At 69.0% G+C, this 15,781-nt stretch carries 13 protein-coding genes and 2 pseudogenes; 5 read left to right on the top strand and 10 right to left on the bottom strand.

The window, feature by feature from the left end:
* Positions 1-170 precede the first annotated feature (170 nt).
* Together NF4_RS11805 and NF4_RS11810 are read left to right on the top strand one after the other, a co-directional pair.
* The gene (locus tag NF4_RS11805) at positions 171-1,502 is read left to right on the top strand and encodes an alpha/beta hydrolase (RefSeq protein ID WP_063127294.1); all 1,332 of its coding nucleotides are present in this window, start codon (positions 171-173) and stop codon (positions 1,500-1,502) included.
* Positions 1,499-3,985, top strand: a complete 2,487-nt coding sequence (locus NF4_RS11810) for a DUF2156 domain-containing protein (RefSeq protein ID WP_063127295.1) — start codon at positions 1,499-1,501, stop codon at positions 3,983-3,985. Before NF4_RS11805 ends, NF4_RS11810 begins: the two co-directional genes overlap by 4 nt.
* A 34-nt stretch (positions 3,986-4,019) precedes the next feature.
* On the opposite strand, the gene NF4_RS11815 is transcribed toward NF4_RS11810, so the two are convergent.
* The gene (locus NF4_RS11815; protein WP_063127296.1) at positions 4,020-4,937 is read right to left on the bottom strand and encodes an RNA polymerase sigma-70 factor; all 918 of its coding nucleotides are present in this window, start codon (positions 4,935-4,937) and stop codon (positions 4,020-4,022) included.
* 74 nt (positions 4,938-5,011) lie between these two features.
* Between NF4_RS11815 and NF4_RS11820 the strand changes: the two are divergent.
* Positions 5,012-5,478 (top strand): annotated as a pseudogene (locus NF4_RS11820) (carboxymuconolactone decarboxylase family protein).
* Here NF4_RS11820 and NF4_RS39230 read toward each other — a convergent pair.
* The 3 genes and pseudogenes from NF4_RS39230 to NF4_RS11830 form a co-directional block, all read right to left on the bottom strand.
* The gene (locus NF4_RS39230; protein WP_232330418.1) at positions 5,442-6,200 is read right to left on the bottom strand and encodes a quinone oxidoreductase family protein; all 759 of its coding nucleotides are present in this window, start codon (positions 6,198-6,200) and stop codon (positions 5,442-5,444) included. The pseudogene NF4_RS11820 and the gene NF4_RS39230 overlap by 37 nt on opposite strands.
* A 46-nt stretch (positions 6,201-6,246) precedes the next feature.
* Positions 6,247-6,459: pseudogene (locus NF4_RS39235) on the bottom strand (helix-turn-helix domain-containing protein); the annotation flags it as partial.
* Between the two features lie 65 nt (positions 6,460-6,524).
* Positions 6,525-7,145 carry a TetR/AcrR family transcriptional regulator gene (locus NF4_RS11830; RefSeq protein ID WP_063127415.1) on the bottom strand — a complete coding sequence of 207 codons (621 nt, stop codon included), beginning with the start codon at positions 7,143-7,145 and terminating at the stop codon, positions 6,525-6,527.
* A gap of 88 nt (positions 7,146-7,233) precedes the next feature.
* Here NF4_RS11830 and NF4_RS11835 point away from each other — a divergent pair, with 88 nt between their 5' ends.
* Entirely contained in the window at positions 7,234-7,971 is a 738-nt protein-coding gene (locus NF4_RS11835; RefSeq protein WP_063127297.1) for an SDR family NAD(P)-dependent oxidoreductase, read from the top strand.
* Positions 7,972-7,974: 3 nt separating this feature from the next.
* Here the strand turns inward: NF4_RS11835 and NF4_RS11840 are convergent, their stop codons facing one another.
* Genes NF4_RS11840 through NF4_RS11865 form a run of 6 tightly spaced genes read right to left on the bottom strand, consistent with a single transcriptional unit; the run spans position 7,975 to position 14,701 of the window.
* Positions 7,975-8,748 carry an ABC transporter ATP-binding protein gene (locus NF4_RS11840; protein WP_157120193.1) on the bottom strand — a complete coding sequence of 258 codons (774 nt, stop codon included), beginning with the start codon at positions 8,746-8,748 and terminating at the stop codon, positions 7,975-7,977.
* A 30-nt stretch (positions 8,749-8,778) separates the two neighbouring features.
* Entirely contained in the window at positions 8,779-9,807 is a 1,029-nt protein-coding gene (locus NF4_RS11845) for an ABC transporter substrate-binding protein (protein ID WP_063127298.1), read from the bottom strand.
* 37 nt (positions 9,808-9,844) lie between these two features.
* On the bottom strand, positions 9,845-10,699 hold the full coding sequence (locus NF4_RS11850; RefSeq protein ID WP_232330419.1) for an ABC transporter permease: 855 nt from the start codon (positions 10,697-10,699) through the stop codon (positions 9,845-9,847).
* Between the two features lie 13 nt (positions 10,700-10,712).
* Positions 10,713-12,140 (bottom strand): NtaA/DmoA family FMN-dependent monooxygenase, encoded by a 1,428-nt coding sequence (locus NF4_RS11855; RefSeq protein WP_063127299.1) that lies wholly within the window; start codon positions 12,138-12,140, stop codon positions 10,713-10,715.
* Positions 12,141-12,143: 3 nt separating this feature from the next.
* Entirely contained in the window at positions 12,144-13,604 is a 1,461-nt protein-coding gene (locus tag NF4_RS11860) for an NtaA/DmoA family FMN-dependent monooxygenase (protein WP_063127300.1), read from the bottom strand.
* Positions 13,605-13,639: 35 nt separating this feature from the next.
* Positions 13,640-14,701 (bottom strand): aldo/keto reductase, encoded by a 1,062-nt coding sequence (locus NF4_RS11865; RefSeq protein ID WP_084533048.1) that lies wholly within the window; start codon positions 14,699-14,701, stop codon positions 13,640-13,642.
* A gap of 284 nt (positions 14,702-14,985) precedes the next feature.
* On the opposite strand from NF4_RS11865, the gene NF4_RS11870 reads away from it, so the two are divergent.
* Complete coding sequence (locus tag NF4_RS11870; protein WP_063127301.1) at positions 14,986-15,753, top strand: IclR family transcriptional regulator; 768 nt, start codon at positions 14,986-14,988, stop codon at positions 15,751-15,753.
* The last annotated feature ends 28 nt before the right edge of the window (positions 15,754-15,781 follow it).

A 15,781-nucleotide genomic window follows, 5' to 3' on the forward strand; every position in this document is an offset into this window, starting at 1 on the left:
AGGGGCGGTGCGCGCAGCCACGATCGGTCGGTCCCCATCCCGCCCGCACCACCTCGCGCGCACGCTCCGCGCAGCGGCCACGGCCCCTGTGCCCGGCTACTTCCTCCGCTGTTCCGGGGGGCGGGCGCGCGTCCCGCTCACCGGCCCGGCGGGCCTGCATACTGGACGTCATGTCGTGGTCCGGGCTCGTCGAAGCGGTGCTCGACCTGCATGTGACGACGACCGCGGCGACCTTCGTATTCGTCGCCGTCGCGGCGATCTGCCTGGCGGCGCTGGTGGTCCGCCGGCATCGTCGCTGGATGCGTACCGGGGTCGCCGTCGTGGTGACGGCGGCCGGGCTGTCGGTGGTACTCGCCGCGGTCCTCATCGAGAAGGTCTGGCGGCCCTTTCCCGACCCCCTGCCCCCGTCGGTCTACGTCTGGTCGGGGCTGGCGGTGCTGGCGGTGGCACTGGCCGTCGGCCGCGGGTTCGTCCGGCGCCGGGACCGGTCGCGTCCGCTGGTCGCGACCGGACTCGTCGCGGCGGCCGTCGCGGTCGTGCTCTGTGCCGCCGGCGGGATCAACGCGGGATTCGACGCGTACCCGACGGTGCGGACCGCGCTCGGCATGACCGACTACCGGACCGTGCCGTTCGATACCGCGCTGGCACCGCAGACGGTGCCCGGCGGATCTCCGTCACCGGCGAACTGGGCCCCCTCCGCCGATATGCCGGAGACCGGCGCGGTGACCCGGGCCGCCGTTCCCGGTGCCGTGTCCCGGTTCCCCGCCCGGGACGCGCGGATCTATCTGCCCCCGGCCTACTTCACCGATCCCCGGCCCGTTCTGCCGGTGCTGGTCCTGCTGGCCGGGCAGCCGGGCACCACCGAGGACTGGCTCGTCGGCGGCCGGCTCACCCGCATCATGGACACCTATGCCGCCGACCACCGGGGGCTGGCGCCGGTGGTCGTGCTCGCCGACGGCACCGGCAGCCGGTTGGCCAACCCGCTGTGTGCCGACTCGCGGCTCGGTAACGCCGCGACCTACCTGGCCGTGGACGTACCGAATTGGGTACGCACCCATCTGCAGGTGAACCCGGATCCGCGTGGCTGGGCGGTGGGCGGGCTGTCCTACGGTGGCACCTGCGCGCTACAACTCGCCACCACCCGCCCCGAGGTCTATCCCACCTTCCTCGATCTTTCCGGACAGGCCGAACCGACACTCGGCGACCGCACGACCACGATCCGGAAGGCCTTCGACGGCGACGCCGACGCCTTCGCCCGGAACAACCCCGCCGATCTGCTGGCCCGCCACCGCTACCCCGACTCGGCCGGCGCGTTCGTCGTGGGTCTCGGCGATACCGAATACCGCACCGCGATCGAGCGGCTGGCCGACGCCGCGCGCGCCGCCGGAATGGATGTCCACCTCACCGAACTGCCCGGCGGGCACAGTTTCGCCGTGTGGTCCGCCGGTCTGGAGAAGGAGTTGCCGTGGCTCGGGCACCGTCTCGGTCTGGACGCGTCGTGACGACCCGCGTCGCAGGGGGGCTCTCCCGCGCACCCGTCTCCGTCGGGTTGCTCGCGGTGATCTGGATTCTCGCGGTGATCACCGGGGCGTGGGCGAAGGGCCCGTCGCATGAGCTGGCCGCGCACGTCTCGCTCGGCCTCCCGACCCTCGACAAAGGGTACGTCTGGACCCTGTGGACCTCGGGACTGTTCGCCTCCGGGGCAGGCGGCTACCTGCTGGCGACGGTGTTCGTGCTCGCGGTCGCGGTGCCGGTAGAACAGCGCATCGGCAGCCGGCGTTTCGCGATCGCGGTACTCGCCGCCCAGGGCGCGGGCGCCGCGCTGGCACTCGCCGCGGCGCGGCTCGCGTCGGCGGTGCCGAACTCCTGGGGTCTGGAACTGCACGGCCACCTGACGGCGGACCCGCTGCCCTGGGTCTTCGGGGCGCTGCTCGCCGCCAGCGCGGCGATGCACACCCTGTGGCGCCGGCGTATCCGGGCGCTGCTGCTGGTGATCCTGGTGACCACAGCCCTGTTCGCCGGGCATCTGCCGGATGTGGCGCGATTGTGTGTCGCGCTGGCGGGTCTGCTCATCGGACCGCTGCTGTTCGGGCGCTCCGCGCGCAGCCCGGTGCTCGGCGGAACGATCCGGGAGCGCCGCACACTCGTCGCGCTCGTCGTCGCGGCCAGTATTCTGGGCCCGCTCTTCGCCGCGTTCTCCCCGCATGCCATCGGCCCCCTGTCGTCCCTGCGTGAACTGTTCGATCAGGTGCCCTACAGTGCGCGCGAACTGGTCGACATCTGCGCCGACCCGGCCCTGCACGACGAGTGCCGCACAGGGCAGCAGGCACTGCGCCTGTCCGGTATCGGACCGCTGACCATGAACATTCTGCCGTCGATACTGCTGCTCGTCGGGGCCGAGGGACTGCGTCGCGGCCGGCGCGCGGCCTGGCTGCTCTCGGTCGGCGGGCATATCGTGCTCCTCGGCCTCGCCTGCGTCAGTGTGATCGTGCGGACCATCGAACAGGACCAGGCGCGCTGGGTGCTCTACGGCATCCATCGGCACAGCACGGTGTACCGGGATTTCGCTCCGCTGCTCGCCCTGATCGCGGTCCTCGTGCTGTTACTGGCCACCCGGCGGCTCTTCGATGTGCGCGCCGCGCGCGGGACGTACCGCCGGGTCTGGCTGGGTACGCTCGCCGCGGCGGGGGCCGCGCTCGCGCTCTATGTGGTGCTCGGGACACTGCTCGCCGGCGGATTCGATCGCGATCCCGGGGTCGGCACGCTATTGCGTGATGCCCCGTTGCGACTGCTGCCGCCGGTGTACCTCCAGCTCTTCGAACCGCCGGTCCTGCCACTCACCCCGGCGGCGACACTGCTGTTCGAGTGGATCGGCGTACTCGTCTGGGTGACGTTGTGCCTGTCGATGCTGCGCAGTTTCTTCACCCCGCCGGCCGGATACGACCTCGGCGGTGAGCGCCGGGTGCGGGAGCTGTTGCACAACCCGGGCGGGGGCTCCCTGTCGTGGATGAGCACCTGGGCCGGCAACAGGTACTGGTTCAGCGCGGACGGCCGGCACGCGGTGGCCTATCGGGTGCATTCCGGTGTCGCGCTGACCACGACGGATCCGATCGGTGAGCGCGGTGGTCTGGCCGAGGCAGCCGACGAGTTCGCGGCCTGGTGTCTCGGCAACGGGTGGACTCCGTGCTTCTACTCCGTCGGTCCCGATACCGCGGCTCTCGCCGGAGAACACGGCTGGAGCTGCCTGCAGGTCGCCGAGGAGACGATCGTCGATCTGGCCGATCTCGCGTTCAAGGGCAAGAAGTTCCAGGATGTGCGGACCGCCCTGAATCGGGCGGGCAAGGAGGGGATCGAGGCGCGGTGGACAACGTTCGCCGAGGCGCCGCTGGCGGTGACCGAGCAAATCGTCGAGATCTCCGAGGAATGGGTCGCGGACAAGGGCCTGCCCGAGATGGGTTTCACCCTCGGGGGCCTGACCGAACTGCAGGATCCCGAGGTCCGGCTGCTATTGGCCGTCGACCGCGACGACCACGTCCAAGCCGTCACCTCCTGGATGCCGGTGTACCGGGACGCCGCCCTCGTCGGTTTCACCCTGGATTTCATGCGGCGCCGCGCCGACGGATTCCGGGTGGCGATGGAGTTCCTCATCGCCTCGGCCGCATTGTCCGCCCAGGAACAGGGACTGGAATTCCTCAGCCTGTCCGGGGCACCGTTGGCCGGCTCCGACACCACCGAACCCGACCTCGACCGCAGTGCACTCGACGGTTTGCTCGATCTGCTGGGTCGCACCCTGGAGCCGGTCTACGGCTTCCGGTCGCTGCTCGCTTTCAAGGCGAAGTTCCAGCCGCGGCACCGGCCCGTGTACATGGTGTTCCCCGATGCCGCGGCATTGCCGACGATCGGGATCGCCGTCGGCCGGGCGTACCTACCGCATCTGTCGCTGGAGGAGAGCGGACAGTTGCTGACCCACCTGCTCCGCCGCTGAGCCACCGCGGTGGGTCCGGGGAAGAGACCGGCTGTCAGCGACGCAGGGAGGTCTCGCGATCCAAGCGCGCGAGTTTGGCCGGGTTCCGGACCGCATACAGCCCGGTGATCAGTCCCTCGTCGATACGCATCGCCACGACGGTGTCGGCCTTGCCGTCGAGTTCGATGATCAGCGCCGGATGACCGTTGATCCGGGCCGGACGCAGCACCGCAGCACCCGCGATCCGGCCCAGCACCTCGGCGACCGGTCCGGAGCCCACCACCGGCGTCGCCGCCGCCCGCACGACGCCGCCCCCGTCGGTGAGCAGTACTACGTCGGGGGCGAGGATATCGAGCAGGTTCCGCAGGTCGCCCGTGTCGACCGCCCGCTGGAAGGCCGTGAGGGCACTGCGGGTCTCGGCCGCCGAGACCGCACCGCGGGGCCGCCGCGCCGCGATATGGGAGCGGGCACGGTAGGCGATCTGGCGGACCGCCGCCGGGGTCTTGTCGACAGCCTCGGCGATTTCCGCGTGATCCAGCCCGAACACCTCGTGCAGTACGAACACCGCGCGTTCCACCGGCGCGAGCGTCTCCAGCACCAGCAGCATCGCCATCGAAACGCTGTCGGCCAGTTCGACATCCTCGGCCACATCGGGTGCGGTCAGCAGCGGCTCGGGTAGCCACGGGCCGACATAGGACTCCCGGCGCCGGCCGAGCGCACGCAGGCGGTCCAGCGCCTGCCGCGTGGTGATCCGCACCAGGTAGGCACGGTGATCCCGGACCACGCCGAGGTCGACGCCCACCCATCGCAGCCAGGTCTCCTGGAGCACGTCCTCGGCGTCGGCGGCCGAGCCGAGCATTTCGTAGGCGACGGTGAACAGCAGGTTGCGGTGGGCCACGAAGAGTTCGGTGGCGGGGTCGGTCCCGCCGGCGGCCGAATCGTCACCGGGCGTGGTCTGCGCTGAACCGTCCATGGGTGGTTCCTGCTTCCTCTCGACAGTGTCACCATCAGACGCCGCTCGCGGCTCTGCCGTAACACCGGGACGCAGTGGTGCATGCCACACTCGCCGCCAAGATCGGCCGGCGGTTCGCCAACACCAGCCTGGCGATCATGCAGTCCGGGCTCCCGAAGGCGACCCTCGAACTCGTGGAACTGCGCGCCAGCCAGATCAACGGCTGCGGTTTCTGCGTCGACGCCCACGCCAAGGAGCTGGCGGCGGCGGGAGAACCCGCCGCCGGATCAACCTCGTCTCCGCGTGGCGCGAGTCCACGGTGTTCACCGCAGCCGAGCAGGCCGCCCTGGCGCTCGCCGAAGAGGGCACCCGGATCGCCGATGCGCAGCCGGGGGTCTCCGACGAGACCTGGGCCCGGGTGCGCGAGCACTACGACGACGATCAGATCGCTGCCCTGGTGTACCTGGTCGCCATGATCAACGCGGCCAACCGGCTCGGCGTGATCCTGCATCAGAAGGGCGGTTCCTACGAGGCCGGCATGTTCGCGGCCATGGCGAACTGATCGGCCACCGCGCGCCGTCCCGGCCCGGGCCGGGACGGCGCGATCTCCAGGACCAGTTTCCCTGTGGTGGCACCCGATTCGATGCGCCGGTGCGCCTCGGCCGCCCGGGCCAAGGCCAGGGTGGCCACCTGAACGGTCAGTTCCCCCGCAGTCACCGCGGTGACCGCGCGCCGCAGCGCGGCGCCGGTTTCCACGGGGTGGGCGGCGGCGAAGGCGGCCAGGTTGAAACCGGAGACCGTCTTGTTGGAGAACCACAGCTCGTTGGCGGACAGACCCACATCGGCGGCGCCGGACGCATTGCCCATCACCACCAACCGGCCCATCGGCGCGAGCCGGTCCAGGCTCGCACGGCGGGTGGCGCCACCGACCATATCGACGACGATATCGAACTCGCCCGCGGCGGCGAGCTCCTCGCGCAGGATCACTTCGTCGTAGCCGAACTGCCCGGCGATCTCCTTCTTGGCGGGACTACCGACCGTGCCGACCACCCGACCCGCCCCCAGTAGCCGGGCGGCCCGGCCGAGCTGGCTACCCACTCCCCCGGCGGCCGCGTGCACCAGCACGCTCTCGCCCGGTTCTATCCGGGCGACCCGGTCCAATACCAGGAACGCGGTCGTGCTGTTGGACGGCACCGCCGCGGCCACGGCCGGGCTCAGGCGCGTCTCGTCGAACGGGACCGACGAGATCGGCAGCGGTAACCACCACCTCGGCGTACCCGCCACTGTCCACGATGGTCAGGGCGGCGACGGGGTCGCCCACCGACAACCCGCGTTCCGCCTCGTCGAGCCGCAACGCACGCGCGACCGCGTCCAGTACGTTGTCGGACACCTTGATATCGCGACCCTGTTCCAGCCACGTGTACCAGGACACCCCCACCCCGGCCAGCACCGCGACCTCTTCCCGGCGCAACCCGGGTGTCCGGCGCCGGCCCGTATCGGGCAGCCCCGCCGCCGGGGTCAGCCGTTCGCGGCGACTGCGCAGGAACTCGCGGAGTTCCGCCCGTCACCGATCACGAGCGGCGGCGCGCCGCGGCAGATCATCGGTGCTCACTTCTCCACGATAGATCGGGCCGTAGCCGGGGCGGCGACACTGTCCCAGGCGTGCATCGCATGGTCCACCACCCGCTGGGCGTCCGCCCGCGAACAACCGTCGCGGGTCCGGATCGCCAGACCGTGCAGGACGGTCAGATAGAACGAGGCCATGGCTTCGATATCGGCACCGGCCGGTATGTCGCCGTCGGCGCGCCCCCGCTCGAGCCGGGCGAGTAGTTCGGCACGGTCCCGGGCCCGCAGTTGCGCCAGCAGGTCCCGGACATGGGTGTTGTCCGGGGTGACATTGGTCGCCGCGAGTACCACCATGCAGCCCAGCGGCGTCGCCGGGTCGAGGTTGGCATCCACCTTCTGCCGCAACATCGCCTCCACCGCTTCGCGTGCGGTGGGCATCCGGTCCATGGGGCGCGGGGCCGCGCTCCCGTAGAGGGCGACGGCCTCGCGGAACAACTCCTCTTTCGAGCCGAAGGCGGTGTAGAGGCTGCGCGCGCCGATACCCATCGCGGCGGTGAGATCGCTGATCGAGACGCCCTCGTACCCGTGTTCCCAGAACAGGTACATCGCGGCGCGCAGCGCGGCGTCCCGCTCGAAGCCACGCGGGCGGCCAGGACCCGGCATCACACCTCCACTCTGCGCTGTTGACACGCCCATGCTATCCACGGTACCTATTTGTGCAACGATCACTGCACAAATATCGGGAGTTGAAATGGGTCTAGCAGGAAAAGTGGCACTGGTGACGGGCGGGAGCCGGGGTATCGGCGCCGCGATCGCGCAGCGACTGGCCGCCGACGGCGCGGATATCGTGCTCACCTACAACACCGCGGCCGGACCCGCCGACGAGGTGGTCGCGCGGATCCGCGAAACCGGCCGGCGCGCGCTGGCCGTGGCCGCACCCGCCACGGACCCGGAGGCGGTCCCGGCCGCGGTGGATCGGACCGTGGCCGAGTTCGGCAGGCTCGACATCGTGGTCAACAACGCGGGCATCTTCCCCTACGGCACCATCGACGAACTGACCATGGAACAGTTCGACGAGACCATGAACCTCCACGTTCGCGCCGCGTTCGCGGCCGCGCGCGCGGCGAGCCCGCATCTCGGCGAAGGCGGTCGCATCATCAGTATCGGAAGCAATCTCGCCGAACGGGCCACCCGCCCGGGCCTGAGCCTGTACTCGATGAGCAAGGCCGCGCTGATCGGTTTCACCAAAGGACTCGCCCGCGATCTGGGCCCGCGCGGTATCACGGTCAATGTGGTGCAGCCGGGTTCGACCGATACCGAGATGAATCCCGCCGACAGTGCGCCCGCCGACGCCCAGCGGGCGGCCACCGCGCTCGGCCGGTACGCGGCGGCCACCGAGATCGCCGCCGCCGTCGCCTATCTGGCGGGTGAGGGGGGCGCCTTCGTCACCGGCAGCACCCTCACGGTCGACGGCGGCGCCAACGCCTAGAGTTCACCGCCCCGCCTCCGCCTGCTCCTCGATCCGGCTCAGCGCCTGATAGATCTCGCTCTCCAGCGCGAGCAGTTCGGTATCGCCCTTGCGGCGCGGCCGCGGCACATCGATGGAGAACTCGCGGTACACCCGGCCCGGCCGCGGCGACAACAGGATCACGCGGTCGGCCAGGTACACCGCCTCCCCCACATCATGGGTGACGAAGACGACCGTCCGGCGGCGGCTCTCCCACAGCGCCAGCAGATCCCGTTGCAGCTGGATCCGGGTCAGGTGGTCGACGGCGCCGAACGGTTCGTCCATGAGCAGGACCGCGGGTTCGGTCGCCAGGGTCCGGGCGATTCCGGCCCGCTGCCGCATACCCCCGGACAACTGATGCGGATATTTGCGTTCGAAACCGGCCAACCCGACCTGGGCCAGGTACTCCGCGGCGGCCGCGCGCCGCTGCGCGCGGGGCACCCCGCGGAACTCCAGCCCGAGTTCGACATTGCGGGCCACGGTGCGCCACGGATACAGCGAGGCATCCTGGAACACCACGCCGATCCGGCTGTTCGTACCGGCGACCGGCCGGCCCTCGAACAGCACCTCGCCCTCGGTCGTGTCCTGGAGCCCCGACAGGATGTCGAGCAGTGTGCTCTTACCGCAGCCGCTGGGGCCCAGGAGGACGACGAATTCTGCTTCGCCGATGGTCAGGTCGATTCCGTCGAGCGCCCGGACCGGCGGGTCGGTGGGGAATTCTTTGCCCACACCGCGTACTTCGAAGGTTGCCACGGACATACCTCGCTGATCGTGTCGTGCTGTCGCGGGTCAGCGCGCCGGCCGGGGGTAGGTGAAATCCTTCACGTACTCCTGCGGGATGAACTGCGTATCGATGTATTTGTCGGCGTCGTAGCGCACATCCTGCAGACCCATTTCGATTTCGATGTCCTGGGTGTCGCGGATGGCCACCGGATCGACCGCCGGGTTGTTGTCCCAGATATCGTCTTCCTGCCGCAGGGCGAGTTCCACCGCCTTCGGATCGATGGTGCCGAGCTTGGATTTCAGCCACGGCAGGTACTCGTCGTAGTGCTCTTTCGCGTAGGTGTAGGCCTTGAAGTAGGCGCGCAGACTGCGGCGCAGCAGGTCCGGATCGTTGTCGATCACGTCGTTTCCGGCGATCAGCACGCCGGTGTGGTAGGTCGGCAGGTAGTCCCAGCCGCGAGCCAGTGTCACCGATTTGCCCTGGAGTTCGCCCAGCGCGGGGAACGGCTGGTGGATGATCGTCGCGTCCACCTGACCGCTGGTGAGAGTGCCGTAGGCCTGCTCGTTCACGCCGTTGGCGATGAAGCTCACGTCATCGGGATCGACACCGTTGGCGGTGAGGATCTTCCGCGTGTAGGTCTCCATACTGCTACCGGCCGTGGCGATCCCGATGGTCTTGCCGCGCAGATCGGCGAAGGATTTGATCTCGGGGCGCGCGATGAGGAAGAACGGCCCCTTGCTCCGGAACGCCGAACTGACGATCTTGATCGGTGCGCCTTTCTCGGCCGCCCGCAAATAGTTGCTGGTCGGACCGAAGGCGAACGTCAACTCCCCGGTCGCGACACCGGTCACCGCGTCCTGGACCTGGGTGAATTTCACATCGAGGTTCTCGGCGTCGAAGAAACCCTTCTCGACACCGAAGCGGATCGGCAACTGCGTATAGGAGGTGCTGTCCTGCAGGGTCAGCACGCTGCGGCCGTCGGCGGAGGAATCGCCCTCACCCGCGAGGGATTCGACGGTGCCGGAGCAGCCGGTCGCCGCCAGGACCAGCGCCACCGCGCCGGCGAGAACGGCCAGAGATCTCTTCTTGAACACAGTTGTTCCTTCGATATGGAGTCGGCGATGCCGGATGTCAGGCGTACTTCCAGCGGAGAAGGACTTTCTTCTCCAGCAGATTCACGGCCGCGATGATGAGAACCGAGAACACCGTGATGGACAGGACCAGCGCGAACAGGGTCGCGGTGTCGTAGACGCCGATAGCGCGGTTGAGCATATTGCCCAGTCCCGCCTTGGAGGCGATGATCTCCGCGAACAGGGCCGCCACCAGGGCGGTACCCGCCTCGATCCGCAACGCGGCGACGATACCGGGCGACGCGGACGGCAGGATCACCTTGACGATCGTCTGCCACCGGGAAGCACCGTTCGCCCGCGCGACCTTGAGATGGCTCTCCTGGACCTGTTTGATCCCGGCGATCGTGTTGAACACGAACAGGAAGTAGCCGAAAAGGAAGACGATCACGATCTTGTGATTGACACCCACGCCCAGATACAGAGTGAGCAGCGGGATGATGGTGACCTTCGGTACGGCCATGGCCCCGCCCACGAACGGGTTGAGAAACCGCTCGGCGGTACGCGACAGACCCATATAGATTCCGGTCGCGACACCGAACACGAACGCCAGGGCCGTCCCGACGACCGCCTCGTACAGGGTGATCAGCAGATTACCGAAGAGGTGCTCCTCGGTGATGAGCCGCGGGAACACGCCGAGCACCTGGGTCGGTGAGGCCAGGTAGATCGATTCCACCCGCCCCGAATCCACCAGCCACTGCAGGATCGCCAGCACCACGGCGACGACCGCGAGCTGGCCGGCGGCGACGGCCAGGTTCTTCGGGGACACCGCCGCGCGCAGCCGCCGGCCCGCGGACTGCTTCCGGAGCCACACTGCGGCCGGGCGTACGACTACTGCCTCGGCTTGATCGAGAGCCACCGTCATCGTCCTTTCAGTTCGGTTCCGACAGGAGCGGGCGCCGGTCGCCGTGCCGGTTGCCCGGACGTTCGAGGCTCAGGTGATCGCGGAATGTCGTGCCCGCGTATTCGGTACGGAACAGTCCGCGCCGCTGCAATTCGGGCACCACCAGCTCGGTGAACGCCGCTACCGATCCCGGCACGAAATCGGGGAAGATATTGAACCCGTCGGCCGCGCCCTCCTCGAACCAGCGCTGGATGTGGTCGGCCACCTCGACGGGGTTACCGACCACGGTGCGGGAGCCGACGGTGATGCCGTTGATCAGGTCGAAATAGGTGATCGGCGCCGTACCCCCGACGGTGCGCCGGGTCGTCTCGGTGATACCCGCGAAGACCTTGCGCCCCGCGGGTGCCGAGGAGTCGAATACCTCCCGGGACACCGGATCGCCGATGCCGTACCCGGTCACGTCCACCTCGAGGACCTGGGAGACCGAGGCGAGATTGCGTTTCAATCCCTGCCCGAGACCGCCGAAGCGCACCGAATCGACGGTTTCGTGCTCGGGATCCAGCGGTACCAGCGCATTGAGCCGGTCGTAGATCTGCACCGCCTCCGTGGTGGTGGGGGCCACCACCACGCTCAGCCCGGGCAGGATCTGGATCTCGTCGGCGGTGCGGCCGTACCGGGCCGCCCGCGCCTTCACATCGGCGTAGTACTCCTTGGCCGAGTCCAGATCGGGCTGGCCGGCGAAGATCACATCGGCTTCCCGGGCGCCCAGTTCCCGCGACCGATCCGACGTGCCCGCATGCAACAGGATCACCTGCCCCTGCGGGGGCCGCGCCACGTTCAGCGGCCCCTTGACCGAGAAATGTTCTCCCACATGGTCGATGGTGTGCACTTTGGTCTCGTCGATATAGCGGCCGCCGGTCTTGTCCCGGGTGAACGCGTCGTCCTCCCAGCTGTCCCACAGCGCGCGGACCACGTCCACGAACTCGTCGGCCCAGTCGTAACGCTTCTCGGTATCCCAATGACCGTCCCGGCCGAAGTTGTACGCCGCGGCGCCGTCGGCGCCGGTGACCAGGTTCCACGCCGCCCGGCCACGGCTGAGATGGTCCAGCGAGGCGGTGAGCCGGGCGACGGTGTAGGGGTCGTAGTAGGTCGGGTTCGCGGTGACCGCGATGCCGATATGTGAGGTCGCGGCCGCGATGGCGGAGGCGACGGTGAACGGTTCCATCCGCGACATCTGGGCCGGGTTGGTCTTGGCCAGCGCCGGATCGGTGGCCAGCCGGTCCCCGAGGAACAGGAAATCGAATTTCGCCGCCTCCACCAGCCGGGTCACCTGCTGGATGAATTCGATATCGAAGGCGCCGTCGGCCCGGGCGCCGGGATACCGCCAGCCGGCGGTGTGGGTGCCGGTGGCCCAGAACATGAGCCCCAGATGCAGTTCTCTGCGTGTGCCGGACATAGGTCACTGTCCTCCCGCTCGCGTGTTCTCGCGGGCCCAGCGGTTGTCCGGCCGGTTCAGGCCGAGGTGTTCGCGCAGGGTCCGGCCGGTGTACTCGGTACGGAACAGTCCGCGCCGGCGCAGTTCGGGGACGACGAGACCGACGAAGGTCTCGAACTGTTCGGTGAGGTAGGCGGACTGGATATTGAAGCCGTCGGACGCGCCCGACTCGAACCACGCCTGCATGTAGTCGGCGATATCGGCCGGGCCGCCCACCACCACGTGACCGCCCACGATATGGGTGTTGAGCAGGTCGCGAACGGTCAGCGGGTCCGCGCCGCCCACCGCGCGGCCGGTCCGGGCCGCGGTGGTGTGCACCAGGGCCCGGCCCGCCGGGGTGAACCGCGCGGCGGTCGCGTCGTCCAGCGGCTCGGTGAGGTCGCGGGCGGTGAGGTCGACACCCACGCGCTGCGACAGCGCCCCGAGGTTCCGCAGCCCCGGCCCCTGCGCCTCGCGCGGCGCGGCACTGCCCGCGCCCCACTGTTCGGGGTCGCGGCCGCCGTACCGGATATCGTCGTCGAGTACGAGCAGCTCGTTGAGCCGGTCGTAGAGGGCGCGGGCGGCCTGCCGCGTCTCGGCGACGATGGGAGTGAGGCCGGGCAGGATCGCGATCGACGACCGCGCCCGGCCGAAACCGGCCGCGCGCCGCCGGATCTCCTCGGCGTAGGCTCTGCCCTGCTCGATCGTGGCGGCGGCGGCGAAGATGACATCCGCCTCGCGTGCGCCGAGATCGCGCGAGCGGTCGGAGGTACCCGCGTGCAGGACCACCAGCTGGCCCTGCGGCGGCCGGGCCATGTTCAGCGGACCCCGGATCCGGAAGGACCGCCCGCTATGGTTCACCGGATGGATACGGTCGGCGACCACGAATTCGCCGGTTTCCGCGTTGCGGACGAAGGCGTCGTCCTCCCAGCTGTCCCACAGATCGCGGACCACGTCGACGAATTCGTCGGCCCGGTCGTACCGGGCCGCCGCGTCGCCGTGTTCGGTCCGGGTGTAGTTGGCCGCGGCCCGATGGTCGGCGCCGGTCACGATATTCCACGAGGCCCGCCCCGCCGAGATGTGATCGAGCGAGGCGGTGAGCCGGGCCAGATTGAACGGTTCGTAGTAGGTCGGATTCGCGGTGACCACGATCCCGATCCGGCTCGTCGCCGTGGCGATATAGCTCGCCGCCGTGAACGGTTCGATCCGTGCCAGCACCGAGGTGTTGGTGAACTGGTACTCCGGCCCGGTGGCGAGCCGGTCGCCGAAGAAGAAGAAATCGAATGTCGCCGACTCCGCGAGTTGCGCGAGTTCGATGAGGTATCCCCCGTCGAAACCTCGGTCGTGTACGGCCTCGGGCAGGCGCCAGCCCGCCGGATGGGTGCCGTTGGACCAGTACATGTAACCGAGGTGCAGTTGCCGGTCGGCGCCGGATTCGTCGGGCATATCCGCCTCTGCGTGGATCGAAGGATGGATGGGGCTCAGGGCCGCGTCGCGCTACCGGTGACCTGCCCGGGCGCTCCGCTGAGATCGCCGGCGAACAGCGCGGTGAGTTCGGCGAATTCGGCCGGGGTGGGCCGCCAGCGGGAGGCCGCGAGGTTGTCGTCGAGCTGGTCCGGTTCGGTCACCCCGGCGATCACACTGGACACCGACTCGTGGGCGAGCAACCAGCCGAAGGCCAGCGCGGTCGGCGTGACACCGCGGGCCCGGGCGAACTCGGCGTATCGCTCCAGTGCTTCCCATGGCGCGGCGTCGAGCAGGTGTTTCTTGAGGTTGGTGATCTTGCGACCGGCCGGTACGGAATCGCGCCGGTACTTCCCGGTGAGCAGCCCGTTCTGTAGCGGGAAGTACGGGAAGAATCCCAGCCCGTAGGCGCCGAGCGCGGGAAGCAGTTCCTTGGCCGGCTCCCGCCACAGCAGGTTGTACTCGTTGGTCGCCGAGATGAACCGCGTGTGCCCGTTGATCCGGGCGAGGTATTCGGCGTCGGCCACCTGCCAGCCGGCGAAATTCGACGTGCCGAGGTAGCGGACCTTGCCCTCGCGCACCAGATCGTCGAGTACCGAGAGGGTCTCCTCGATCGGAGTGACCGGATCGGGGGCGTGGATCTGGTAGAGGTCGATCCAGTCGGTCCGCAGACGGCGCAGCGACGCTTCCACCGCGAGCCGGATATAGCGGCGCGAACCGCGCACGCCCCAGTCGGGGCCGTTGAGTCCCGCGACCCCGATACCGAACTTCGTTCCGATGACCACCCGGTCGCGCCGGTTGCCCAGCGCCGTGCCCAGCATGGTCTCGCTCTGGCCCGGCCGGTCGCCGTAGACGTCGGCGACATCGAAATAGGTGATTCCGAGATCGAGCGCCCGGCCGACGATCCGATCGACCGCCTCCTGCGTATCGGCGATCATCCCGGTCCGGCCGAAGGTACTGGCCCCGATCCCGACTTCCGACACCACCAGTCCCGAACGTCCGACGCTGCGGAAACCCTCCGGCAGCGCGCTGCGCACTGGTGCGCCGGGCAGGGAGGTACTGGTGACGGCTGTGGTCATGGTCTTCTTTCCCACGATCCGGAGCACGGGCCCGGCGGCCCGAGAACTGGCCCGGAACTGACTTTTCGAACACCGTCACGCTAGGAGCGCAGACAACTTCGAGCAACACATCTCGTTCCACAAAGCGGAATAGTTGACGGAGGCAGGAATTCGTGCTCACGCAGGTAGAGGCGTCATAGATCCAATCCCGCTCGCATTCGCTCCCGCGCGACAGCGGCTAGTATTCCGATTATCGGAATCTGGGCCCCTCCCATTCCAGGGCGGCCGGCCGGAAAGGACACCACGTGGCGGTCAATCGGTCGGGGCTGCAGACGGTCTCCCGCGCCCTCGCGGTACTGCGGTGTTTCCAAGGCGATGCCGAACTGGGCGTCACCGAGATAGCCCGGGCGCAGAATCTGCCGATGAGCACCACACACCGGTTGCTGCAGGCGCTGCTGGAATCCGAGTTCGTCGAACAGGACGAGCGGACGGGCCGATACCGGCTCGGCGTCGCGCTGGCCGAGTACGGCCAGCTCTCCTATCGGCGCCACCTGGTCTACCTCGCCGAACCCCATATCGAGCAACTCGCCGCCGAGACCGGTACGGCCGTCTCGCTGGCGGCCCGGCACGGTAGCGATGCCATCAATCTCGTGTTCACCCGCTGGCGGGAAGCCCACGGGCACAACCTTTCCGAGGTACGCTTCCCGCTGCACGCCAGCGCGATCGGCAAAGCGCTGCTCGCCTGGTCGCCGGTGACCCGGGAGGAACTCGAGACGCTGCCCTATCACCAGGGCACCGACCGCACGCCCGCGGACGCGGAATCTCTCACCGCCGAACTCGAGCTCGCCCGGAAAACCGGGTACACGATCAACGACGAGCAGACCGAATGGGGCTACCGCATCATCGGGGTACCGGTCCTGGACCGGGCCGGCACCGCGCGGTTCGCCCTCGGTATCCGGGGGACCACTGAGCTCATGATCCCCGAGCGGATTCCGTTCCTCGCCGATCTCGCGCGCGTCACCGCCGGCGCCATCGCCGCCACTCTGTTCCGGGACGCGGCCCGGTTCCACTGACCCGCCCCTGGGCATCACCGCGGTGCGG

Source organism: Nocardia fusca NBRC 14340, assembly GCF_001618425.1.
Taxonomy (GTDB): domain Bacteria; phylum Actinomycetota; class Actinomycetes; order Mycobacteriales; family Mycobacteriaceae; genus Nocardia; species Nocardia fusca.

What these genes read in the sequence shown, in the direction of transcription:
- NF4_RS11805 (WP_063127294.1), top strand. Translation starts at nt 171, where the DNA reads ATGTCGTGGTCCGGGCTCGTCGAAGCGGTGCTCGACCTGCATGTGACG.
- NF4_RS11815 (WP_063127296.1), bottom strand. Translation starts at nt 4,937, where the DNA reads ATGGACGGTTCAGCGCAGACCACGCCCGGTGACGATTCGGCCGCCGGC.
- NF4_RS11830 (WP_063127415.1), bottom strand. Translation starts at nt 7,145, where the DNA reads ATGCCGGGTCCTGGCCGCCCGCGTGGCTTCGAGCGGGACGCCGCGCTG.
- NF4_RS11835 (WP_063127297.1), top strand. Translation starts at nt 7,234, where the DNA reads ATGGGTCTAGCAGGAAAAGTGGCACTGGTGACGGGCGGGAGCCGGGGT.
- NF4_RS11840 (WP_157120193.1), bottom strand. Translation starts at nt 8,748, where the DNA reads ATGTCCGTGGCAACCTTCGAAGTACGCGGTGTGGGCAAAGAATTCCCC.
- NF4_RS11855 (WP_063127299.1), bottom strand. Translation starts at nt 12,140, where the DNA reads ATGTCCGGCACACGCAGAGAACTGCATCTGGGGCTCATGTTCTGGGCC.
- NF4_RS11860 (WP_063127300.1), bottom strand. Translation starts at nt 13,604, where the DNA reads ATGCCCGACGAATCCGGCGCCGACCGGCAACTGCACCTCGGTTACATG.
- NF4_RS11865 (WP_084533048.1), bottom strand. Translation starts at nt 14,701, where the DNA reads ATGACCACAGCCGTCACCAGTACCTCCCTGCCCGGCGCACCAGTGCGC.